The 25,022-nt window shown below is 40.7% G+C and carries 16 protein-coding genes; 2 read left to right on the forward strand and 14 right to left on the reverse strand.

The features are described from left to right. Nucleotides 1-26: 26 nt before the first annotated feature. Entirely contained in the window at nucleotides 27-2,279 is a 2,253-nt protein-coding gene (locus tag AC07UV_RS23675; protein WP_495185527.1) for a hypothetical protein, read from the reverse strand. Nucleotides 2,280-2,841: 562 nt separating this feature from the next. On the opposite strand from AC07UV_RS23675, the gene AC07UV_RS23680 reads away from it, so the two are divergent. Further along, entirely contained in the window at nucleotides 2,842-3,723 is an 882-nt protein-coding gene (locus tag AC07UV_RS23680; RefSeq protein ID WP_282255666.1) for an AraC family transcriptional regulator, read from the forward strand. On the opposite strand, the gene AC07UV_RS23685 is transcribed toward AC07UV_RS23680, so the two are convergent. The 13 genes from AC07UV_RS23685 to AC07UV_RS23745 all read right to left on the reverse strand — a co-directional run bounded on the left by AC07UV_RS23685 (nucleotide 3,710) and on the right by AC07UV_RS23745 (nucleotide 23,976). Then, nucleotides 3,710-4,141 (reverse strand): L-rhamnose mutarotase, encoded by a 432-nt coding sequence (locus AC07UV_RS23685; protein WP_495185528.1) that lies wholly within the window; start codon nucleotides 4,139-4,141, stop codon nucleotides 3,710-3,712. The genes AC07UV_RS23680 and AC07UV_RS23685 overlap by 14 nt on opposite strands. Before the next feature lie 79 nt (nucleotides 4,142-4,220). Beyond that, the gene (locus tag AC07UV_RS23690; RefSeq protein ID WP_495185529.1) at nucleotides 4,221-5,780 is read right to left on the reverse strand and encodes a sodium:solute symporter family transporter; all 1,560 of its coding nucleotides are present in this window, start codon (nucleotides 5,778-5,780) and stop codon (nucleotides 4,221-4,223) included. Between the two features lie 20 nt (nucleotides 5,781-5,800). Continuing rightward, nucleotides 5,801-6,973 carry an enolase C-terminal domain-like protein gene (locus tag AC07UV_RS23695; RefSeq protein WP_495185530.1) on the reverse strand — a complete coding sequence of 391 codons (1,173 nt, stop codon included), beginning with the start codon at nucleotides 6,971-6,973 and terminating at the stop codon, nucleotides 5,801-5,803. Further along, nucleotides 6,970-7,866: an aldo/keto reductase gene (locus tag AC07UV_RS23700; protein WP_495185531.1), complete on the reverse strand. Its 897-nt coding sequence runs from the start codon at nucleotides 7,864-7,866 to the stop codon at nucleotides 6,970-6,972. Before AC07UV_RS23700 ends, AC07UV_RS23695 begins: the two co-directional genes overlap by 4 nt. A gap of 32 nt (nucleotides 7,867-7,898) precedes the next feature. Beyond that, on the reverse strand, nucleotides 7,899-8,435 hold the full coding sequence (locus AC07UV_RS23705) for an RNA polymerase sigma-70 factor (protein ID WP_495185532.1): 537 nt from the start codon (nucleotides 8,433-8,435) through the stop codon (nucleotides 7,899-7,901). 269 nt (nucleotides 8,436-8,704) lie between these two features. After that, a complete protein-coding gene (locus AC07UV_RS23710) occupies nucleotides 8,705-10,048 on the reverse strand; it encodes a MutS-related protein (protein WP_495185533.1) in 1,344 nt (447 codons plus the stop codon). 187 nt (nucleotides 10,049-10,235) lie between these two features. After that, nucleotides 10,236-11,849 carry a glycoside hydrolase family 43 protein gene (locus AC07UV_RS23715; RefSeq protein ID WP_495185534.1) on the reverse strand — a complete coding sequence of 538 codons (1,614 nt, stop codon included), beginning with the start codon at nucleotides 11,847-11,849 and terminating at the stop codon, nucleotides 10,236-10,238. Between the two features lie 134 nt (nucleotides 11,850-11,983). Beyond that, nucleotides 11,984-14,395 carry a hypothetical protein gene (locus AC07UV_RS23720; RefSeq protein ID WP_495185535.1) on the reverse strand — a complete coding sequence of 804 codons (2,412 nt, stop codon included), beginning with the start codon at nucleotides 14,393-14,395 and terminating at the stop codon, nucleotides 11,984-11,986. A 72-nt stretch (nucleotides 14,396-14,467) separates the two neighbouring features. Beyond that, complete coding sequence (locus tag AC07UV_RS23725; protein ID WP_495185536.1) at nucleotides 14,468-16,471, reverse strand: DUF5054 domain-containing protein; 2,004 nt, start codon at nucleotides 16,469-16,471, stop codon at nucleotides 14,468-14,470. Nucleotides 16,472-16,823: 352 nt separating this feature from the next. Beyond that, complete coding sequence (locus tag AC07UV_RS23730; RefSeq protein WP_495185537.1) at nucleotides 16,824-18,689, reverse strand: RagB/SusD family nutrient uptake outer membrane protein; 1,866 nt, start codon at nucleotides 18,687-18,689, stop codon at nucleotides 16,824-16,826. Between the two features lie 25 nt (nucleotides 18,690-18,714). Next, nucleotides 18,715-21,888, reverse strand: a complete 3,174-nt coding sequence (locus tag AC07UV_RS23735) for a SusC/RagA family TonB-linked outer membrane protein (protein ID WP_495185538.1) — start codon at nucleotides 21,886-21,888, stop codon at nucleotides 18,715-18,717. Nucleotides 21,889-22,173: 285 nt separating this feature from the next. Then, nucleotides 22,174-22,428 (reverse strand): hypothetical protein, encoded by a 255-nt coding sequence (locus AC07UV_RS23740; protein ID WP_495185539.1) that lies wholly within the window; start codon nucleotides 22,426-22,428, stop codon nucleotides 22,174-22,176. Nucleotides 22,429-22,575: 147 nt separating this feature from the next. Continuing rightward, the gene (locus tag AC07UV_RS23745) at nucleotides 22,576-23,976 is read right to left on the reverse strand and encodes an MFS transporter (protein WP_495185540.1); all 1,401 of its coding nucleotides are present in this window, start codon (nucleotides 23,974-23,976) and stop codon (nucleotides 22,576-22,578) included. Nucleotides 23,977-24,053: 77 nt separating this feature from the next. Here AC07UV_RS23745 and AC07UV_RS23750 point away from each other — a divergent pair, with 77 nt between their 5' ends. Continuing rightward, nucleotides 24,054-24,902, forward strand: a complete 849-nt coding sequence (locus AC07UV_RS23750) for an AraC family transcriptional regulator (RefSeq protein WP_495185541.1) — start codon at nucleotides 24,054-24,056, stop codon at nucleotides 24,900-24,902. Nucleotides 24,903-25,022 lie beyond the last annotated feature (120 nt).

Genomic DNA, 25,022 nt, shown 5'->3' on the forward strand with positions numbered 1-25,022 from the left:
TAAACATCTTATATGTACAGCCTTACTTATATCGTTATCTGAACCGTATCTCCGGCTTTTATCTTAATTTTTTTATTCCAGTCCAAAAAAGCATTTTCTCCCAAAGGTTTCGTTGCTTGGACGGCATCTTCTGCCAGCACCGAGACATTCGCTTCATAGATTGTAGGATTGTACAATGTCATAGCTAAACCCTGACTTGTTTTCTTGATCGCTTTCACGATAATATGATCAAAGGCGTAAGCTGTTCCTTTGTCCTTGCGGACATAAATACCAGGGATTTCCAGAGCCATCAGTGCACCATTGGTTTCATTCCAACCTGTTTTACCACCATCACCGCGTGAACCCCGACTATCTGCATCACAATACGTCAGGCGTTCGGTAATCTTTCCATTTGGTTGGATACCTTCTGCATGAGCATGGATAACATCACGGATCAGGTCAGCGTACAAGCTTATTCCGGTTTCCCGGAAAAGTTTAAATAGCACATCACCGGACTGTGTACAGAAGCCTGGAGCACCATGCTTATTCTGCGTGCTGGCCCACACAGCTCCTGTTAGATTAGCTCCTAGCTTAGCCAGAGCTGTATTTTCGGGTAGCTGATAGGGAAAAGATACTGTCCATGAAGCTGTGTAATTTGCTAGATTTTTTGACTGTTCCAGATACATCCGGTTTCCGGTTTGTTCAAAAAGTGTCATCAACGAAGTAGTCAAAGCGATTGCAGTTTCGGAGTCCGCATTTTGGAGTATATCGCCACAGGCTCCCGAAGTAAAACCAACCAGCGCAAAATCATCATAATATTTTTTTGCAGCCTCTTTTGCAATCAGCAGATAATTTTCGTTTTTAAAATAGGAAGCCGCCAATGTGAGTCCCGCGACAGCCATCGCTCCTCCCGTGGTATTATAAGCTGCAACTTTACCAGATTCAACGGCTAAATAATTACCCCAGGTTCCTTCCTCATGCCAAGTTTTCACAAATGCATCCGCAAGTTGCCGAGTTGAGCTTTCCCACTCTTTGACAATCAAAGAAGATTTACCCTGTTTTTTCAATAACATAAACTGCTTCACCATCCAGTACAGTATATCGGCATTTTTACGCGTCAATCCAATACCTGGATTTAGTTTGGCGCCATCCCGATAAATAACCTGTCCGTCTGAACCAAGCACATCATAGTAATAACCACTAGCTCCACGCCCCTGAGGAAGTGCAAAATTGAATGTGCTGTTCACTCGTCCAAAATGTAAACTATCGCCCAGCGCAAGCATAGGATAGGTATTGATCAATCCACCAACCCAGCCATAGGACATCCAATCTGCGTTTTCAGGGCAGTAAAATCCTACCTTATCTTTTGAATAATAACGTTCATCAATATTTTTTGCCATGCGGGACAGGACTTCACTCATCGGCATTAAATTACGAGGAGTCGTTTCGCGGAGATGCAATTTTCGCTCCTGCATAAAACGATCGTAGAGGCTAGCGACATTCTCGGCTTGAAATTCTATCCTAGTGACCCGAATCTCAAGTTCATCACCTGGGGCTACAGTTATCCCACGATCGGGGCTATCGCTAAAACCGATAAACTCGGGTTTACGTGATCTTACTCCAGGAGCACTGACAACAAAACTAGCCATGCTCCGATCTGAGCTTTCTTCAACAATTAATGCATGGTCTTTCACCTCACTTTTCCATGTGATACCTTGGTCTGTAAAAAGAAAAACTCCTCTTTTTTTCTTACGGTCCAGATAAGCCATCACGGGCGTGCTGGTATTACTTATATTGACCTCCAATTGGGAGCGTGCGCCAAATTCAGGTGAAAGTTGCGGAATCGGATTGGACGTCAATGCCAGATCCTTTCGATAATAATCCGTTTTGTCTAGACCCGTCGCATATTCGCGGTTAACAATCCGTTGTCTATTGCCATTATAGACAACAGCAGGAATCATGACAAAATTGTCACTAGACCAATCATATGCATCAAAAGCTACGGCTACCCCCACATCTTTCATCGCTTTTTTTGCTTTGAAGATAAAACGGTAGGTAACTTGATCACTATTCTTTTTTCTCAGAACTTCCTGCTTCACATGCCAATTGTCGGAATGAATGCCTATCACAGAACTTTCCTTTAATTTTGCACCCTCATAATGGCAGTCCAATAAACGGAATACCACATTTTTATCCTGTTGTCTGGGTAACCAGTCCTGCGAAAAACTACTGAATGTAGTCACACAGAACAACAGGCTTCCAACTATTCTCTTTAACAATATATTGTGTTTGTTTCTCATCTATTAGATTTATTATTCTGCTCATTAGTCGCTGGATAACATAATAATCGGTCCGTAATAACAGCCCAACTCCCACACAGGCCAAAAGATACCCTAAATTGTATCGCGACTTTTTCCATTTCTATACCATACAGTTTATGCAAATTACTTCTAGATCTTTTCATAGATTTGCTTTATCACTTGATCCACAACAGCATCGATTACTACTGATTATTTCTACCACAACATTGCAAAACTTATGAAATTCACATCAAGATCATCACTGTATTTCAATTTTATTCCCTGTTACGCTGAATTTATACTTTCCAGGCCATAAATAAACGCAGTCTATTGAATCTGGTTATTTACATCATTTACATAGCTCAGGTTATCCGTAAATTTCGCGATTATATAAAAACCGAACCACCAATAAATTGCTCTTTTATTATGTTATTTTGCACAGGACTTTTAATACATGAGCATCTCAAATGCTATAAATTAACAAAAATTTTCTCTACCTTTAACTAAATTATGCAACCGGTTGCTATAACGCTAGGATTTTTAACAATTTAAAGCTTTTATTATGATGCAGCATATTTATGAAAACTTTACATTTCCACCGGATCAATCATTTACCGTCCGTAGTGAAGAACTCGAAATCAAGAAATACACTTCTTTAAAGTCGCACTTGAATTTTGAAATTGCACTCTTGGAAAATTGTATGGGAAAGCGATTTATTGGGGATCACATTGAAGATTTTGAGGGTGATGAATTGGTACTATTGGGTAGTTATCTACCACATTGTTGGCAATATTATAATACCGTTGATACAAACAAACCCGCAAGTGCTACCATCATACATTTCTACCCTGATTTTCTGGGAAAAGATTTATTGACTAAGCCAGAGGCTATCCTCCTCAACCAATTGTTTATCAATGCTGCAAAAGGGGTTATATTTTCCGGCCCTATCGTCAGACAGGCCAAAGAAATCCTCAAAGAAATGTTGAACACAACGGGATTATCCCGTGCTGTATTGATGCTGCAGCTTCTAGACAAATTAGCCTTATCTAGATCTTATAAAACTTTATCTTCTCCTTCATTTAATATCATTGAAAATTCCAGTGATGCAAATCGGATCAATCGAGTTTTTGACTATATATTCCAGCATTTTAGGGAAGATATCACTTTACAGGATGTGGCTTCTGTTGTTCCCATGTCTTCCTCGGCCTTTTGTCGTTTTTTCAAAATGCAGACCAATCGGACTTTAGTAGATTTTATAAAAGAAATACGCATTGGTCATGCAGCCAAACTATTGATGGAAGGCAGGTACAATATTACAGAGACCTGCTATAAAAGCGGTTACAATAATATTTCAAACTTCAACAAGCACTTTAAGGATGTCAAAGGTAGCTCACCTCGTGAATTCCTAAAGCAATACCGTACGCCAGAAGCTATTTGTTTTTAAATTCGTAAAAAAGATCTGTTTCCACCCATGTCTGCTCTTGGCTGGTTCCACGAATACCTTGCTGGTATGAATTCATAAGGAGGTTCCATTCGGCACATTTCGGGCTGTAGGATTCGGCTATCTTACCCATCTTTGCCAGATCGGCACCCGAAGGTACACGAATTGTCATAACAATCAGTTTATCGAAACGGTAAAGTGCAATCCGCTGGTAGCCTGCCTTTTTAAAACCAGCTTCCACTTCAGGCCATACCTGCTTGTGATAAGTCAAGTATTTCTTTAATTTCTTGGCATCGTCTACAATATTGACAACAAAGACATGCTCTTCATAGTTTGACAACGGAGATTTTGACACCTCTCCTTTGCACATTACAAATAAAATAGCGCTACATAGCCCTAATAACCGAATAAGGATTTTCATTTCCAATTTGTTTATTCCATCAGTAAATGGTGCGATGTGTTGAAACCAGATTAGATCGGATACCAATTCACGAATAATGTCAATTAAAATAAATATAAATCATAATCATAACAATCGCTAAACCAGCCCAGCTCAGCCAGACAGATTTAGACTGCCCTTTTGTCTCTCTTTCTTTTCGTTCAAACAAAGTTGGTATTTCCATATTATCTTTGGATTTGGTCAAGAGTGACACCGTAACAATAACTAGGCTCAATGCGACAAAAATATAAAAAGAAAGCATTAAAAAATGCGGCCAGTAGCCCTGATAGGGATAATTTAATACGTGGCAGACACCAAGCACCAAACAGGCCAGGCCACCTCCATAGAGTACAACTTCAGCAGCAATGCCATTGACACCACGCCAGATAACTCCCCAAAGAAAGACTACTGCCAGTGGCGGAGCCAGAATGGACACCAAGCCTTGTGTCAGATCAAAAAAACCCTTTCCGGAATAGGAAAATAACATCGCTATTCCAATACCTACCAATGCGGCCAGCACCGTTACCCACTTCCCCATACGTGTTTGCTGATTACTGTTCAGCACTTTAAATTGTTGGACCACATCTAATGTAAACACCGTACAGAACGAATTTAAGCTGGACGACACCGTATCTACCAATGAAGCGATCAACGCCGCGATACTCAAACCCAATAAACCGTGTGGCATCAATTGCTTAATCATCGTAATATAAGCATTGTCTGGCGTAGTGTCCCTAAACAACACAAAGCACATGATACCCGGCATAATAAATATAATCGGCATAATAATCTTAAGTGCACCGATAAATAAAGCTCCATATTGTCCTTCTTTTAGGTCTTTCGCTGCAAGCACTTTTTGTACAATCGTCTGATCCGCACACCAATAATAGATGGCCACCACAGGGTAGCCCAATACGATACCTATCCATGAATATTCCGGATTAGAGGCTGGCAGAAATAATTTCCAATAAGATTCTGGGGTTTGACTGGCCAGTGCATCAAGAGAACCAATCTTTTGAAAGCCAAGGAAGGTTAAAATAACAGAGGATATGATAATGATCACAGACTGAAAAACTCCGGTACGAACGACAGCCTTCAATCCCCCTATTGCGGTAAAACTTGTAGCCACTACGGCAATGATTACGATGGCTGTAAATAGCTGGCAACCGAAAATACCGGAGATTAATAATCCCCCCGCATACAGAGCACTCCCCAACCATACGACCAATATGGAGATCAAACTGTATACAATAAGGAAGTTATAAGATCTTTTGCCAAAACGAATTAATAGAAACTGTGGGATCGTACTTATTTTGGCCTTCAGGTAGTAAGGTAAGAAAATCATCGCCAGCAACATCAGAAAAACCCAGGCAAGCAGCTCGAAATTACTAGCTACAATGCCATGAGAAAATCCAATACTCGCAAATCCGATCAACATCATTGGTCCTGCATTGGCGCCAAAGATAGAGAAACCGATCTGCCAACACTTCAGCGACCGTCCACCCAAAAATATATCTTGTTGATTTTTTTCCTTCTTACTGAAGCGAAAACCGATATAAAACAGAGCTATTGCATATAATACTAAAACCAGATAATCAATACTATTAAATGTTAGGCTCATTAGATTCTATTTTTATGGTGCTACATGCTAACTAGCGGGTTATATCCAGGCACGTCCTGCTTTAACCAGACCTGCTCTCGTACGATTTTATTTTCCTTAAAACAATATTCCCAATCAATCCTTACAGGCAATCCTGCTGAATCTGGCAAATGAAAATACCCCTTTTCCAATGTCGGTCGAATCATAAAATACTTTTCTAAACCATACATCAGGGAATACAAATATTCGATTGTACTGTTTTCGCTTGCTGTTGTCATTAAAAAGCTCGAATATAAGGAATACCCACCAGAAGAGAGCTGCAAATTACGTTTAGCACATAAATCCCGGACTTCCATCCATTCTCTTATGCCACCAAACTGGGTTGGTACTGGTTGTAAATGCTTGACACCACAATTAGCCAACATGGGAAAGATCTTGGAAGTACGCTCAGATTCACCATAGGCCACAGCTACTGATGTACGCTTGCAGAGCTCTTCAATCTGATCGTATGCCGCAGAATGTAAAGGTTCCTCAAGCCAACATAATTCATCTTCGCCAATGGCATCTATAAATCTAAATACATCTGCTGAAGACCAGATCTGATTAACATCCACAGCCACTTGCATCTGATCCCCCGCCAATTTACGTACATGTTTTACCCGATCAATATCATCGGCCATATTCGTTCCGAAATCCTTACCGATCTTCATTTTATAACAATCTACTCCAGCATCCAAAAATAATGCAACCTCATTTTCTAACTCCTGCAATGTATAATTGGTTCCCCCTCCACTGCCGTAGATCTTTACCTGATTTCGTTCCCCACCGATATAACGATACAGGGGTATACCTTGCCGTCTGGCCGCCAAATCGTGTAGGGCCATGTCGACCTGTCCCAATAAAGCAGAGGCTGCGCCTTTAAATCCTTCATTTCGGATAGACCAATACAACTTTGGAAAAAACTCCTGGTAGGACATGCCTTCACAATGAAATAATATCGGAAATAGGCAGGTTTCTAATATATTGTTGTAACTGTTATATACAGGAGCTTCACCAACATAACCCTCAGCATCCTCAATACGGATGATCGATAGACCGAAGCTCGGGAAAGGTCCCATTGTTGCATCTTGAAAAGGAGTTATCGTCGCGACTGGTTCTAAGACTCGAATACTGATTTTTTGGATATTAAAAATCTCCTGTTCTATTCTATTCATTTATTCTCGTTAAACGTTTGAAGTATTTCATTATAAATCGCGACCGGCAGAGCACCGTGGCTAATCGCATTAAGGGAACTATTTAGTTGATATTGATTTGCAGCTCCTATTACAATTTTGAAAGATGCAGGTATTGTGTATAAAAATCGTAATACCATTACATCCATCTGCATACCATACCGTTCCGCAATTGCATGCACCCGCCTGGCCTGTTCCACCGCTTTGGGATCAAGCCAGGCGGGTATTGACCGAGAGAATTTCCTAAAATTACATCCCAACAATCCCATATTCAGCGGGCTCGCAGCATAGTACTCTTTTTGAGCTTGCACACATACCGGAATAGTGCTATAAAGTGCATCTAGATTACAGGCGTTCAACCTATTATACTCCATTAAAACATCAAATTGCCCCTCTACCAAAAATGGCGCGAACCATTCTGGTAGGTTACCACCCAGGCCGATCTGCTTCGCTAGGCCCTGTTCTTTAAAACGTAACATCTGACGTACGACCCCTTCGGCCATTTCTGGTGCTACAACCGCAGGTTCATGTAAAAAAAGTACATCAACCTGTGGTATTCCGAGTCTAGCTAGACTATCCTCTAGACTCCTTTCCATACCCGTTGTCGAATAGTCATAACGAGCCTCGGTAGCAGTATCGCCTTTTAACCGGCCTACTTTGGTACTAATCGCAGGCTTTGCTCCTGCCCATTGTTTTAAGGCTATTCCAACAAAACGTTCTGCGCTCCCATAAGCCGGGGCTGTATCCAATACCATAATTCCTTGGGACAAAGCGTCAAATATGGTTTGAACAGACTCTTCCTCGTCCACAGCTCCCCAGGCACCTCCCAATCCAGCTGTCCCCAATACTACCCTATCTATTCCCTGATTGTACATGTTATTTAATCAAAAATCCAGCATCTAAAATACTAAGAAGCCACCATATAATCTTTTAAGCTAACGGTCAACACTTTAAGTGCTTTGGTAATATGATATTCTACCCCTTTAAGTGATATACCCATCTGCTGCGCAATTTCTTTACCGCTAACGTCGTGTTGCCGGCTCAACTCGAAAACCGTTTTTGTCTTTAAGGGCATCGTAGCCAATGTCTGTTGCGTTATTTCCTTAATCTCTTTCAAAAAAATTTGTTCCTCATTTACTTTATTTGGACAGTCAATTCGCAGCTGCATTTCACGTTCATCCCAATTATCCAAGGGTTCAATCAATTGCCGATGGATTCGCTGATGCTTCAGATGATCTAGTGCTTTATTTCTAATCACCCTTAGCAGAAAGCTTTTAGGTGACAGCAGCATCTCTTCTTGCATGCGTAACCATGTTACCATCAGTGCATCAGCAGTGATGTCCTCAGCTACTGCATCAATATGGACAAAAGACTTAGCGAATAAAAAAGACCGGTAGTGATACTCCTTAAATAATTGATCAAAATGCTGTACTATCTGCTTCATGACATAACTGAGGATGGCGAATTGTTCTAATCGTTGATGTAAAGTTTCAAATATGTCGACACTACAACTAGGTCAAATTTGACCATTATTAGTGTTTTCTTTGCAAAAGCCTACAGCATATATTTGACCAAGAACTTGTCTTATAAAAAATGACAGATAAGCAAAACTCTTCGTTATCCATTATCTGCAGCTTCAATCTATTTAAACAGTAATGAGTTAGTGAAATAAAAAAGGGCAAAATAGCTAAGCTATAGCATCAAATAAAACGATCAGTGACCCCTCTTAGCTTCCCGCAAAATATCAAATACATGTTCTCGCCGCAGAAGCCACATGCCTAGTTTATCTTCGGCCACACCTTCGGAAAGCTGGTAGGTAAATAGGAGTCCTTTATCCTCATCTAGCCTGACACCCAAATGTTTCATTACGGTGGTTCCTCCAGCTAGCGAAGATGAGATTTCAGTGATATGGGAAGATAATAAGAATACACTATTGTCAAATTTATGAAGACAGTTGATGAGTTCTAATGTTGCCTCACTGGCATCATTGTGATTTGTGCCCTTAAATAACTCATCCATCAGCACAAACATCTTTTTACCCGCAGCAAGTAATTCAGCTAAGTGTTTTACACGAAGTACCTCATTAAAAAAATGGCTCGCACCGGCATTGATATTATCGCCTAGATTTATTGTCGCTGATATCCCATCAAACAGCACAGTCTCCATAACATCCGCAGGGACAGGAAAACCAAGATGCGCCAAATACACACAGGTTCCAATGGTTTTCAATAAGGTAGACTTGCCCGTCATATTCGCGCCCGTGAGATACCATAAGTTACCACCTCTTTTTATTTCAATATCATTCTTGACCGGATCTTCTAGAAAAAGATTATACGCTGCAGCTATTTTTATCATATCGGAACCTAAATTTCGGTCGTCAATACTAGGGAAATTAAGAGGCTTACCCTTGGTAGCTTGAGCCACACCATACAAGGCGTCCAGCTGATATAAAACTTCGAATACTTCCCGTATGGCATTTCGCTTTATATTCCTAAACTGATAATCATATTTAATCATCAGTTCCAGGGACAGTTTATTTTCCAACAGTTTTTCAAACTCAGTCTGATCGATACCTTCAAGTACACAGTCAATTTTATCGCAGTAATTAGCTATAATATTTCTTGTGGGATGCTGAGACCTAATGGATCCGAGAAATACGTTGATATAATCTATGATTTTCGCTATTTCATAAATAGAGCGTCTGATTAATAGATCGCGTTTTTTGAAGTCTAGTGAAAGAAAATTTGTCGATACCAGTTCCAAGTAATAGGATGTTTTGGTTGCTGAATAGGGCTCCAATGGTAACGATAAATATTGTTCCAGATCTTGCATCATATATTTATCCAGAATATCCGTAATATCCACATCCTGCATAAAACGAATAATCCACTGTCTATCTTCTATTTCAGATTTGGCGGAAAGCGGTTCAAGAAAATACGTATACAGAGTATCTCGACCACCCAATGTAATTGTACGGTCGAAAAAATCAACCATATCTCTATACTGACTGTTCGTAACATTTAAATCTGCTAAGGTCTGTTTGTCAACAATATTCATATTTTCTCACGGTACTGCTTCATGGGTGGTTCTTGGTACTCTTTTCTAAACTTACTTAAAATCACTGTCATTGCCAATACTGTATCAGAATAGTTATGCGTTTTGTAAAAAGCAACAAAAAAGCCTAGCATCGTCAAATGATACTAGGCTTTCGTGTAAATATCAGCTATTATTTTTAAACGTTATTTTACTTATTGGTAAACCTAAACCAATTAAAGTCGGCATAGCCGTCCACCCCTTCAGCACTTTTACTATAGTTGAACAGTGCAAAACGGTTTGCTGTCCAAGGTAAGCCGAGTTGCATGGTTAAATCATTTCCAATGACATAAAAATTTTCACCATCGGTGCTATAATAAAATTTCGCAACAAATCCCTTATCGGTCACACGCGCTCTCACCCATAGTTTGTCACCTTCAAAATTCTCTTTGCTCTCAATAATCTTATCATCATTGCTCATGATAATTTTTCGTTTGCCATTGACCTGTTCCACAGCGACGAAAGCATAAGGAAATTCAAATACCCCAAAACCGGCAACATTTCCATTTTTTAGTCCTTTTAGATCGATTTCAACAGTACCTTCCGAACTCGGTCCCTGCACACGTTGTGTCAAGGTATTACGGGCCGTTTTTAAAGAATCTGCACGTGAAGCATGTAAACGCATATAGCCTTTACGTTCTTGAAGTGACCATTTGCTATTATCAGGGTTATGATTCCATTGCCATTGTAAGCCCAGTTTACTTCCATTGAATTCATCTGTCGTCGCTGGAGTTTTTATCGGATAGGTCTTTCCGACATTGGGTTTCTTATACGTAATGACATCCTTGTTACCTGTTCCGAGCATCGGCCATCCATCTTCCCATTTGACAGGCAAAAGATGAGGGACCCGACCTATGGCACCACGATCCTGCATGATAACAAACCACCAGTCCCCGTTTTTCAACTGTACCATACCACCCTGATGTAAACCGTTTTCGGGATAAGAACTATTATCATTGAGAATCAATTTGTGTTCATAAGGACCATAAATATTATCGGAACGCAAACAGATCTGCCAGCCCTGTGTTCCACCTGCCGGACAGGTGATATAATACTTGCCATTGATCTTGTACATATGTGCTCCTTCCATTCCAAAATGTCCACCAAGCTCGTTGGCATTCTTGAAACTCCCTTGCCAAATTTTAACTTTATCGCTCTTCACAGATTTAACATCTGCATTTAGTTCCGTTAGGTATAATGTACCTTGACCATGAACGACATAAACTTTACCATTATCATCAAAGAACAATCCCGGATCATAAAGGTATTCAGGAAAGATTGTCCGTTTCCAGGGACCTTCAGCTTTATCTGCCTCACAGATGGAAAAATTACCTTTTTCTCGCCCCCAACCATATGGTGTACAGAATCCAGCGTAGAATTTTCCATTATGCTGCTTCAAGGTCGCCGCCCAGGAACCATTCAAGTACAAAGTTCCTCCTTCCATATTATAACGGGGATCTTCTTCATAACGATCTACTGCATAACCCACCATTTCCCAATTCACCAAGTCTTTAGACTTCACAATCGGTGCCCCAGGTACATAGTGCATACTCGTCGAAATCATATAAAAGTCATCACCAACACGGATAACATCTGGATCGGGCCAATCACCCCAAAACAAAGGGTTGGTAAACGTTCCGTTTCCATTGTCAGGGCTCCAAACCTGTTGTGCCGACACCCGGCCAAAAATTGATAGTGTCAAAGCCAGCGCAAATCCCAGTTTTGTGAATGACTTACAGTAGCGCTTCATTATAATTGTATTCATATTTATTTAATTCGTTGTTATTATTTATTGAAACAGGGACATTTCGGCCAATCCGGCCCTCCCCTCAGATACCTCCAAAATATTGACCGGGATAAATTTACTTTCGATACTCACCTATGTCTTAACGCAATGTGCTACCTTTTCGTTAAACTTACCGATTCACCTTTCATACGTGTATTGTATCTGATGATAACCTCTGGCTTTTCATCCCCATTATTGTCACAAGAAAATGCGATAGCAGAACCACCCTTTGGCAACACGGCGGTCCCCTCCACAGATAAATCAGTAATAAGACGATAATTCTTGTCTGTCAATATCGCTTTTCCTTTATGATCCAATAGGATATACTGATCTTTTTCTAGTTTCCCAAAGATTTTGACAATCCCTTTATCTGTTTTAATAGAAGGGTTTTCGATCGAACCATCGCCCTCTACCTTAATTCGTAAGGCGAATGTGCTTTCCTCTGGCGACTCCCATGACCAATCTGCTCCCCCTGGTTGTCCCGGTTGCATCGAAGAGAGGTCACAATGGAATCTTTTGGAGACAAATAATGGATAAAGCATAAATTTAGTATCATCAATCTTTTCCAAATGCCATTCGGTCTTTGGATCCTTCAGCCTGAGTTTTTGTTCGGCCGTAAAAACATCGGCCAATCGCAGTTGATCCCAATTTTTCATGCTTTCCAATAACAAGTCTATCTGTCCATGTTGCTGTAAAGTTTTCATATCGATACTCATGGCATATCCTGAGTCAAAACCTGCGGATTCGGAGAGTGCCCATTCCAGATCTTCCAAAGAGGTGGCTTCAAACTTTCTATCCGCAAGCCGTACCAAAAACCAACCCAACATTCGTGGGAACAAGTTGCGATAAAAATAAGCTTGGTTCTTGATCCGATTTTCGACCTGCCCCGTGCGCATTTCTTCGCCCCAAGGCTCACCCCAGTTCATCCGGGTATGGATATGCCATAAATAATGGTCGAGACGACTGGCATCATTGATGATACCAGTTTTATTTTCAAGACCTTGATAGAAATCAGCCACAAATTTGCCTGTTGCATAATAATCCTGTCCGGTATACATGCAGCCCTCCAGACCATCAAATGAAATCTGTTTCACACCTGTTTTATTAAAAATTGTGGTCAGTCTTTTAGCGTATTCATCCTGAAGCGTTAAATCCGGAAATAAAGTCTTATAAGGATAATCCCATAATTTATAGACACTTTTCTCTAACCCATGGCTTGCTTTTTGGGTATCAAAAGCTCCCCGCACACAATTGGTCAATATCCATTGATCCCCCTTCTTTTCGGCTTTGCCATAAGTAATCAGTTCGTCCTCTATCTGTAGCGTATTGAGTGTCAGCGGTAAGGAAAAAAGCTCACTATTCTGAACAGTGATCTCTTGCTGATTAGCATCCAATGCCGCAATGAGTTTCAATTCGCCTTGTTTGAGTAGATGCTTGCTAGGGATGGGTGTAACATAAGGATCATTCGTTGTCGTAAAGTTAGACAAGGTATGAATACCAATATCGATTCCCCACTGTGCAGCCCTATCGACCAATTTTTTCATGCCAGCATCAGCTTCTGTACTCAATTCTTTGCGCCACTCGAAATGTCCCCAATTAAGAAAAGGATCGGGATGGTAAAGATTTTTAAATCCCGCGAGTTTTGTCTTTTCTAACGCAAAATCCAAATTGGTAGCGGAAAAGTTTGTAATCAAGTATGAACGCATCGCCTCACGCGAGAGCTTAGCCCATTCCCCTTCGATCATTGGATGGGGTAAGCCCTGCTCCTCCTCCACTCTTCCGATCCGCTTTAATATCTGGCTTCGTTTATCACCGAAGAGTGCTACTTTAGCTCCAACGATTAATCCATCGGGACCTTCAACAGGCAAGGTCATCATATTGTTCAATCCTTTCACCTGTTGCAATTCCCTCTCACTCCGATTTTTGGCAGACAACTGAAATATAGTTCCATTTCCAGCATCCACGGCAGCAAAATGACCAAAGGAAATACTAGCGACGGACAGGTCACTACTTGCTCCCTTATAGCCAAAAGTTGTACTATAATTCCCAATATAATCTTCGGGAATACCGGCAATGGTTTTAACATGTAAAGACTGCATGCCAAAAGCCAGATCTTCCCCCTGAGCTACCCCTACGACCTCACCAACAACCTCGTGAAGCTTAATTTTTACAGGGCCAAACACCAGCAACTTATAAGCCGGTGATAGCTTTAGAACTTCATAGGTAATCGCTTCCTTATGTTGACCAACTTTCAGTTCGACAGCCTGACCGTCCTCCATCGTTAGCGAAAAACGATCCCCATTAACCTTAAGCCCTTTTGGTTGTATGATTTTTTGATCTTTATAGACCGATAGGATCGGATATTTACCAGCCTCAAGAAGCTCCTTGCCGTCTACTTTAATTGAAGTATAGTAGCCCTGCTGGTCAAAGTGTATATGCGTTAAGTTCGTTTTTACTTCTTGCGCCAATACAGGAAATCCCAATCCCGAGATCAATAAGCCAACTAGAAACGTAATATTTTTCATCGTATATAATCTGTTTAATCGTATATAATTTATATGTAAATAACTACCCATTTGTATTCAACCTCAATACGTTTATTTTGCTTGCTGCGGTATCAATTCTATATCAAATCGGTATGTCATTGTACCACCAAACCACATTCTAAAATTAGTTCCCCAAACATTGTTAAATAAGCAAAAATGCAAGCCCCCATTTATATCCGGTTGGCGTACTGAATAATTTAGCAAATCCCGCTCGCCAACGGCTACCAACAACGCATCTTTACTACGAATACGTATTTTACCTACATTCGTCACAATATCCACGTAGTGATCCAATCCATGAAGTTGCCTATTTCCTCCTCCCACAACATTCAAAACACGTACTGGTTGGCCTACTTTTTCAACGAGTATATCCAGGACATCCTTTGGATAGAAGCTCAGCCAGTATGCTTCAGGTAAACGGTTAGCCGGTTTATCCACCAAGGTGTAGCTCAACTGGATATGATTTGTTGTTTCATTGAAATGATAACTGCTATAGATCTGTTTTGGGAGTACCTGTTGTTCGACCCCATCTCCCCCCATTAGACTCAAACTATTGTATATTTCATTTTTAGCGTCATTATAAACAGATTTCTGAAGAGAGGCTACCAAGGTACGGCTTCCGGACATATCCGAGGTTAGTCCCGGTTTTCCAAAATCTCGAATCGCCCAATCTACTTTTTGCGTAATATAGGAATCCATAAAACGGTCAAATTCCTGAGTCGAAAAACTCTGATAGCTAAGTTCCCCCATTTTCATCCGAAAACCTTTTTTATCCAATTGGAATGATCCATCTTCGGCGAATTGCAGGGAGCTATCTTTTCCTTCAAACTTGGGCTTAGGAACCAATGCCAATTGCTGTAGAATACTTTCGGCTTCTGCGCGCAGATCTTTTGGCAAATATTGCAATGACCGTTCAACATGGGCTTCCTTTTCAGCCCAGGAATCTTCTATTTTTTTGAACTCAGGTAATGCTAATGCCTGGGTAAAATCTGAAAAACGATACTTATCCCAGTGCTGCAAATGTGTCTTGACATCCAAACCCCAGGTATGTTCGGCCACGAGCCCCAGATGAATGGCAAAGCGGATAGCAGCATCGCTATTTGGATTTATAAGACCATCTTGAACCCAAGTCTCATAACATCTGGATAAGGCTCTAAACCGGGCCATCATTAAAGGCGAACTTCCGAAGCCATGTATCCAGGTGTCGCCGATCTCTTGTGTCATCACAGGGAGCTTATTTCTCATTGGTCGTAATACATCGGCTACATCACTCAGTGTTGAAGCTTGTAATATAGCGTTTGGGTAACGTTTCTGGAGGGATGCATAGATTTCTTTAACCTGCTGTACTTTATGTGGTCCATGATTATCGCCGGTAAATGCGATGGCCATGGCCGTCTTTCCGTCAGGCAATATCATGTCACTACCGTAATCCTTTTGGTACATCAACATCACTTCGCTACCATCGGGACTTTTCCAGCGACATAGTGCAGGAACATTTGGTACCTTGCTCGCCGGATTTACGCCTATCTGCAGAAAGTCAATGTCATTATTCTTCAGCAAAGGAACGATTCCTCTTGTATGGCCAGGGACATCAGTCATCTTTGCTGCCCGCGTTTTTTTACCAAACTGGAGATCTAATTTTTTGGATAACTGCAACATCGTTCCAAAAAGTGCTTTATTCAGGGATTCCGACTCCACCGTATAGGGGATTGCATTCCACACAATATCACCACGACGAATAGCTGCTTCCAACCTAGCTTTGTTCTCCGTACTTGCCTGTTCCAAATAAGTAGCAATCAACCAGGAGCCTGTTGTCCATACATAACGCTCCTTTGCACCAGAATTCCGAAGGTCCTCAGCGACGGCAATGGCTTTGGGAATAAATTCATTGATATAACGTTGCTCCACCACCGAACTAAGTTCGGTAAATCCGATGTCGAGATGTGTTTTGAAGATCAGGTGTACCTTTTGAACTGCATCATTTTGCTGCTGTCCAAAAGCAAAAAAAGAGGTCAGTACAAAAAAACAGGAACAATAAAATTTTCTGCGTTTCATGGTTAATATTAGGTTTTTCTTATATCAAATATCGTTTATTTACTAACAAGACGATTGAAAAGGAGTAATCCCTAGGCGAAAATTGAGAATAACAGAAAAATATATTCCTATAAAGAAGTACATACCTATTACACACCGTTCAGACAAAATATCCATTGTTACACCCTATTTAGGTTTAGTTAACATTGGCAAAAAAGAAAAGATAGAGGAACACTATTCATCAAAAAGGGCTTGTACAAAAATGTACAAGCCCTTTTTTCTATTATTATTTTAACGTCTTTTTAAACTTAATGGTAAGCAACATTCAAAGACACCATTAGCTACAGCGCATTAACCGAATTATAACCACTCACTATTGCAAGGGGTCAAAGGTCCCACCCCATTCTTTGTTCTGAGGGAGTTGATCTGGTTCAATAGAAATTTGTGCAGGATTTAAAGAATTAAACCAGTGTTTGAGACTGAGTTTATAAAATTGATTAGCGGAAGCCGTTTTATCCAAGTTTTCAATAACGACAGCAGAGAATTTCGCTCTTACCGCAGCATTCATAATATTATCTGTATTTCCTGGCAGGGCCTGACCTTTATTTAACATCAATAATAACCCTTTTCTAGTACCTTGCGCATTTAAGATATCATAGCGTTTCCATCTTCTTAAATCAGGGTATCTGAATCCTTCAAAAGCAAGTTCCACCTGACGCTCATTTATAATTATCTGACGGAGATCTGCCTGTCCAATTGCTGTAATACCATAATTTATCGCTGTCCCTGCTGCAATCCCTGCACGTTTACGAATAGCGTACAATGCATTTAATGCTTCACCACTCCGACCAGTTTCATTTGCAGATTCAGCAAGATTCAAAAGAAGCTCAGCATAACGCATTGGTGAAAACCAGCTTTTCGCATTGGCCGCCACTCCCACTAAAGCATTTCTATCCAAAAGCGTATCTAAACCTTTACGTTGAAAAAAACCAGTTACACCATTTTCATCCCCATTTTGGATCAGTGGAGAAATTCCTGAAAACAAACTATTGTCTCTTGCTGGAAGCACGGTACTTGGCGTTGCTGTTGCCTTCCAAGTCCAGGCCTGCCAATAAGAGCGCGACCGCGGAGTTGTCATTCCGATAACATTGACATCTGGTGTTGGATATACTGTACCCCCACACCAGATAGTTGCATAGAAACGATCATCGCGATTGGTGTAAAAATCTGTTAAGAACTGTTGATTATAAGCTGGATTGGACAATTGGTTCTGATCAAGCTGCATTGGACTGCCATCACGTTTAGGATATGCAATCAATAAGGGAAGTATCGGTTGGTCATTGTTCGTACTTCCATTCGTGAATGCAATAGGTCTAATCGGCGCAAAATTCATGTAACTATCGGGATAGTAATACTGCCTAACCATAATCTGCTCTTTATTTCGAGAATACCAGATCAATCTATAGTTTTCAAACAGTCCAAAACCCGCAGCATCCGCGGCTTGTACCGCAGCTTTTGCTGCATTATACGCATTTGTCCATCTCGCTTGATCGTTTGTTGCATTAAATAACGGACTGGCATACCACAAAAGAATCCGCGCTTTAAGGCCTAAAGCTGCTGCACGATTTATACGGCCATAGTCAGCCCCACTGTAATTGGGAGGCAAAGACGAAGCAGCTTCATCCAGGTCCTTTACGATCTGTGCAACACATTCGGAGGTTTTACTTCTCGGCACTTTCAATGAATTGAGGTCGCTACCATCTTGTGTATGCAAGATCAAAGGTACACCACCGATCGAACTTACCATCTCCCAATATTTCCAAGCCCGCCAAAATTTAGCCTCACCGATCAACCTATTTTTTGTTGTTGCACTGAGTACCGATTCCGATACATCCGCCAATTGATCCATAAAATAATTGGCTTTGTCGATATAGGTATAATCCAAATTAGTGAAGTTGACAGCTACATCAACGATCCCCTGCTGGAAACTTCCTAAATTTCCTCCCGCTGCGTTTATACCTTCGTCGGCGTTCGCTCCACTTCCAAGCTCCCAGCGTGGCATAAGACCACCATATATATCATTTAAATAGGCCTTGATCAGAACAGAATCCGTCCAGACATTCTTGGGGTTTATCGCACCAGTATTTTCGTAATCTAATCCTTTTGTACAAGATGAGGCGCCTAAGGCAACTAGTATTACAACATAAAGAATCGACTTAAATTGATTTAGATATTTCATTTTGATTTCCTTTTAATGTTAAAATTTAGAACGTTAAACTGATTCCGGCATTAAATGACTTAACAATAGGGAAAGACGTCCCTCTATCCATCTCAGGATCATAGAATTTTTTATTGAATTTACTGATCACGAAAAGATTAGATCCTGATACATAGAAACGAATATTGTTCGCATATTTCTTATACCAGCTTTGCGGAAGATTGTAGGCAATATTCAAAAACTTTAAGCGCACGAAACTTGCATCGGCCAACCAAAAATTACTTCCGCTCGTATTAACCACTCTCACCTCATCATTTGCACTGTAGCGATAAGGTAACCATGCGCTTGTATTTTCTGGGCTCCAGGATTCGGCAGCCCAAGGTCGCCACATCCGGTTCCACTCTACACCGTCACTCAAATTATTGAAAGACTTTTTATAACCCAACGAACCATTGAAATTAGCGCTGATACTTAAGCCTTTCCAATCGGCACTTAGGTTTAATCCTACAACTTTCGGATTATTGCTCTTATTTAATACAGTGATGTCATTCTCATTAATCGTATTATCTCCGTTGAAATCTCTATATGCAAATTGTCCAGGTTTAGGTGCATTGCCTTTAAAGTTATAGCCCGGGTGAGCTGCTAGCAAACCATCGACATCAGACTGTGTTCTAAGCAGTTTATCCACTGTATATCCAGTGATCATATTGGAAGAACGGCCATTACCAATTAAATTCTGATAATCATACGTGATATTTAAATCTCTTATGGTATACCAAGAGTTTCCATAAGTGAAATTAAGACCGATATTATAGTTCAGATCGCCTGTTCTGTTTGCGTAATTCACACTAAGATCGACACCATTCGCCTTCATTTCTCCGTAATTAACAGAGGGTAAAGGTCGGCTGAAAGTAGGTGGAGTAGATTGAATTCTTGTACTTAAAATATCATAAGTACGTGTCTCCCAATATTCAGCTGTTGCATTAAAGTGTTTCAAGAAACTGATATCGACACCAAAATTTTTATTCTGGTATTTTTCCCAGGTAATGTTTGCATTTGGAAGAACATCATATTGTATACCTGGATTGAGTGTTGGTATTTCGCCAAAAATCGCACTATTACCAGTCACATATTTATCTTCATATTGCCAGCGTTTGGCATTTGCATCATCTTTTCCCGCATTTGGGTTTATTGCGACGAAGTCATTACCAGTTAATCCGACCGAAGCTCTGATTTTCAATGATTCTATTCCATTTACATTTTTAAAGAAATTTTCTTTAGAGATTACCCAAGCAGCTGAAACAGATGGGAAAAAGCCCCATCGTTTATCCTTCGGAAAATTTGCAGAGCCATCGTAACGGTAAGCAAAAGTGGCGACATATTTATCCGCGTAGTCGTAAGCAAATTGTCCAATATAGGATTTACGTCCTACTGTTGGTAAAAATCCATAAGCATTGTTAATTCTCTTTGTCGCTGTACCGTTTACAACGCCCGAACCACCTGTGGACGCCCACCATTGGTCTGTCATATAGATCGGAAAGCCATTGATGGTTGCATCTATACCATCATAGCTTCTTTCCTGTCTTTCATAGACCAATGCTGCATTGACATGATGTTGGCCAAAATCTCTTTCAAAGTTTAGTTGTAAGTTTGTTTGGTCTTCTTGGTTCCATGCAGCCATTTTCTGTATACCTGGCGTATGGTAAGTGAGGCGCTGGCCAACGATATTATTTAGATCCCAAACCACAGGTTCTATCTGAGCCAGCTGATAGTAGGTAAAAGGATGTGAGTAAATTTTCTGATTACTATTGTTAAAGGTTTTGATGTAACCAACTTTTGCACTTAAACCCTCCAAAAACGGCATTTTGTAGGTCAGACTCAAATTTACAACTGACTTAAGACCTTCTGACTTATTATAACCAGAGAGTCCTTGTGCCTCTCCAGATTTATTGGAAATCCAAAAATAATCTACTGGTAAACCTGAAGCCGTGAAAGAGGGCATATAGGGTTGCCATAGTAACAGTTTGGGAAACATATCTCCGGACCAATCTCCTTCAGGTGAATTAAATTTATTATTGTTCAAACTGAGACCAGCAAAAACCGAAACGTTTTTGGTTAAATTGGCCGTTATATTGGTCCGTACATTATACTTTTTTTCGTTGGTGTTCTTGATAAAAGTTTCCTGATTTACATAGGAGGCGCCGATAAAATACTGAAGTTTATCCGTACCTCCAGATGCGCTTAAATTATGCGTAGTAATGGAAGGGTTTACATATACATCTCTTAATTTGTCAAAACCATATCCTTTACCACCACCAAAATCTCTGTCTTTAAAATAAGCTTTTGCAGTCTCTGTCCAAGGTGTATTTGCTGGACCACCAGCTTCACCCCAGATTCTGTTTTGAATCTGTCCCCATTCCATGATGCTCGTTAACTCCATATTCTTTCCACGAACATCCCGCCCAGTATTCACCGAGTAGTTGATAGAAACTTTTCCCGCTTTCCCGCGTTTGGTCGTAACCAGCACAACACCTGCACCAGCCCGGGCACCATACGCAGCTGTAGTCGCAGCATCTTTTAAAATAGACACTTCTTCAATTTCATTAGGGCTTAAATTGTTGAATTCGGCAGCATCGATAGTCACCTTTCCATCAATGACATAAAGTGTAGGTGAAGCATTCCATGAACTCGCTGTCCGTATACGGATATCGGGTTGTGCTCCGGGTATACCACTCGGTGTGGACACATATAAACCCGGCATGCGACCGGCCAATAGATTTCCAACAGAGGTAGTTGGAATCTCAATATCTGCTTCCTTAAATTTAACCGATGCGACAGAGCCGGCCAAAAGGCCTTTCTTTTGTGTGGTATAACCGACAACTACAGTTTCATCCAATGTTACTGCGCTAGGAACCATCTCTATGACAATACCCTGCTTCGCCATCACAGTTATAGTCCTGTATCCGATCATGGATGCTTTTAGACTTGATCCTTCGTTTGTGGTAATCGCAAATTTGCCTACAGCATCTGTCTGTACAGAAGAAAACGCTGAATTTCCTTGCGCCCCTACGATAACAACTGTAGCTCCTGCCAAAGGAGCTCTTTTCTCGGAGTCAATGACTGTCCCTGATATCTTAATTTGCGAAAAAACATGGTGGGATTGCAATAGCATGAAGACAATTCCGAGCAACCGTAGGTGCATTTTTAAAATTTCTTTCATAATTTCTAGTTTTTTGGTTTTTCAGAGGCATATTTTAATAATACGTCCGTCAACAACAAATAAAAGCGGAATATTTCGCCCAAACCACGCTAATCTTAGCAAACATCTATGTTTTTTTCACTTATCTATTCAGCTTACAAATGGGTCGATCGTTAACAAAAACGCCCTTCACAACATGCTGTGGAGGGCGTTGGATCATAGATATGGATCGTTTTTGTTACAAGTATCCAGCCTATGATTATCCTGTTTAAGTATTTTTTTGCTTCAGGGTCTACGCGGAGATTGCTACAACCAATGCTCGATAAGATGAAACCACAAAGCCTTTCCTTCTTTAATCAGAAAAACAGCAGACGACCTGCGTCGAGTAATGGTTTCTCCCGTTAATTGTATTTCGACATACGTAGCCAGCGCATGATCATCCGAACAGGCTATTTCGATATTTTCTAGGTATACTCGACGATCCGGAAATATACCGTATACCGTGGGTAACCAAGTTATAAACGAGCCCAATGGGATCCGATTACCATCACCGCTCAGCATTTCAAAATCAGCTGAAAATCCTGAGAGGATCCTTTTAGATAGTTCTTCCCTATTTGCCTGCCCCCCCTCTAAACCAAAGTTCGATGTCTGTACAGAAGCTTTCCAATACCAATTTTGCTTTTTCTTTATTCTCCATTGTATTAAAATTTATTTATCAATTGTATTAAATGCATTATTTCTCAGTTCAAACAATCTGCCATTGATGAAAAGACTAATGGTCTGAAACAATGCAATTGTTGCTATTGCCAGCGCAAAGGCTTTGGGAAAACCTACAGTCGCGATCAAACTAAAGAATAACGTTCCAATGATAGCACCGCCAGTGACCCCGCCTATCTGCATACTGATACTGACCAGAGCGGAGGCCTGTCCCGCCTTATCTTTGGGGACAAGGGCAATAGCGGTACGCATCATCACGGGCATCATCGTTCCATGTCCCAATCCCGCTATAAACAGCGTAATATGTGTTGCAAAAAAAGGTTGTTGTCCGTAATAAAACAGCAAGGCTGTCCCCAAAAAACCTCCCATGAGCAGTGTCAATCCGCTATAAATAAATGCATTTGTTGTCAATCTCAATCTAGCTACAAGCAGTGGCCCCAAGAAGAATGCTATGCCATAGGGAATAATTGCAAAGCCCGTATCTATGGTATCCCAATGTAAGAATTCCTGTAAATAGTAGGGATAACTGATAAACAGTCCCGCAGTAAAATTGTACAGAAAGATTATTGGTAGACAAGAGGCGAATTGCCGATTGTATAATAAAGTGGGGTCGATCAGAACAGGTCGCTGCAGTCGATGAGCAGATACCTCATGCTTAAAAAATTCATTCAGTAAGATCGCTCCGGCCATCATTACAGCAAATATCCACCAAGGCCAGTGATATCCACGACCAAAAATAAGCGGACAGATCAACAGCAATAAAGCAATAATCAGTAGTAAAGCACCTTTGTAGTCAATGCCAGACTCCTTTTCAGTACCATTGTTGTCCATCGTAAAATGAATACCGATAATGCAACAAATTGTGACAGGCACATTGACCAGAAAAACCATTTCCCATGATAAATTGCCCCAATGTGTCATTAATAATACCCCACCGAGCAACTGACCAGCCACTGCGGCCAGTCCAAATACGGCGCTGAAAAGACCAATAGCTTTGGGCTGTTCATTACTATTAAAAAGTACACGGATAGAAGCCAATACCTGTGGGGCAAGCAGTGAAGCTCCTATTCCCTGAATGAATCTTGACACAATAAGAACGGAAATATTCGGTGAAAAAGCACAGGCCAAGGACGAAAACAGAAAAAGGTACAGACCCCATATAAATATTCTTTTGCGTCCATAAATATCCCCCATTCGTCCACCACAAACAATCAAAGCGGCATAGGTCAGACCATAAATCGCGACCACAAGCTGTAATTGCTGATCACTGGCCCCAAAAACATTCTGTATCGCAGGTAATGCCATATTGACAATAAAATAATCCAAAGGAGATAGAAAAGCCCCTGCCACGAGGAAGCCTAGGGCTTGCCATCGCTTCTTATAAATATCCATAGTTATTTTTTATGCAAAATTAACCTCCATTTATACCGTATAAATTGTACTTTTAAAGGAATATAACGTATAAATAGATGAAGAGCGTACATACAGAGCGGATCGGAGTCCGTGAGCTATCACTGATCAATACATCGGAGACCATCCGTACAAAGACATCCTTATCTTTTGTTTATGTAATTCAGGGGAAGGGAGCTTTTACCTATGATGGGCATACGCTTGCCTTTGACATTGGGAAATTTATCGTTGTTCCACAACATCAGACTTATCATTTTGAAAGTACCCAAGCCAAACTGATATTCATTCAATGCCCATTGGCTTTTGTTGATAAAATACGTCTCGAAGCAGATCGGATAGAAAGTTGTGAAAACCTATACAAACTACAATACATCAGCAACAGTTACCATGCACGTGCGGGCTGTGTATTCAAGGAAAAATCGGATGAAAATTTTGCCGAAATGCTCGTTCTTCAGATTGCAAGAGAATTCAGAAATAAAACCGGCGATTACCTCATCATCCGAAACAGCATTTCCATTCTCTTGAACTTGATCGCTCGAAATCTCATCGGACAGGAGCTATCTGATATCCAGAAAAATCAAAAGGCCTTCTCAATTTTAAAGATCATCACGTACATACAGCAGTATGCCAAAGACAAAGAGAAAACCCGCATTCAGGAGATAGCCTCCCACTTTGGTATAGCTAAGAATTACTTCGGTGAGTATTTCAAACAACAGACCGGTATATCCTACCAAGATTACCTACTCGATTACCGATTGAAATTGGTCGAAACCTATCTGCGGTATAGCAGCATCCGCCTCGGAGAAATTGCACATGAATTACAGTTCAGTGACGAAAGTCATCTTTCAAAACTATTTAAAAAACATAGAGGGCTTACGCCAAATGAATATAGAAAACAAAAGTCTTAATAAAAAAAACACCCGATAGCATGGGGTACTCCGGGTGTTTTAGCCATATTATTAACCTATTTTATGAAAAGTGCCCGTGATGGGCAACACTAAAGTAGAAAATAACTTTGTATAAACAAA

It is taken from the genome of Sphingobacterium sp. GW821-FHT03E03 (assembly GCF_059420745.1).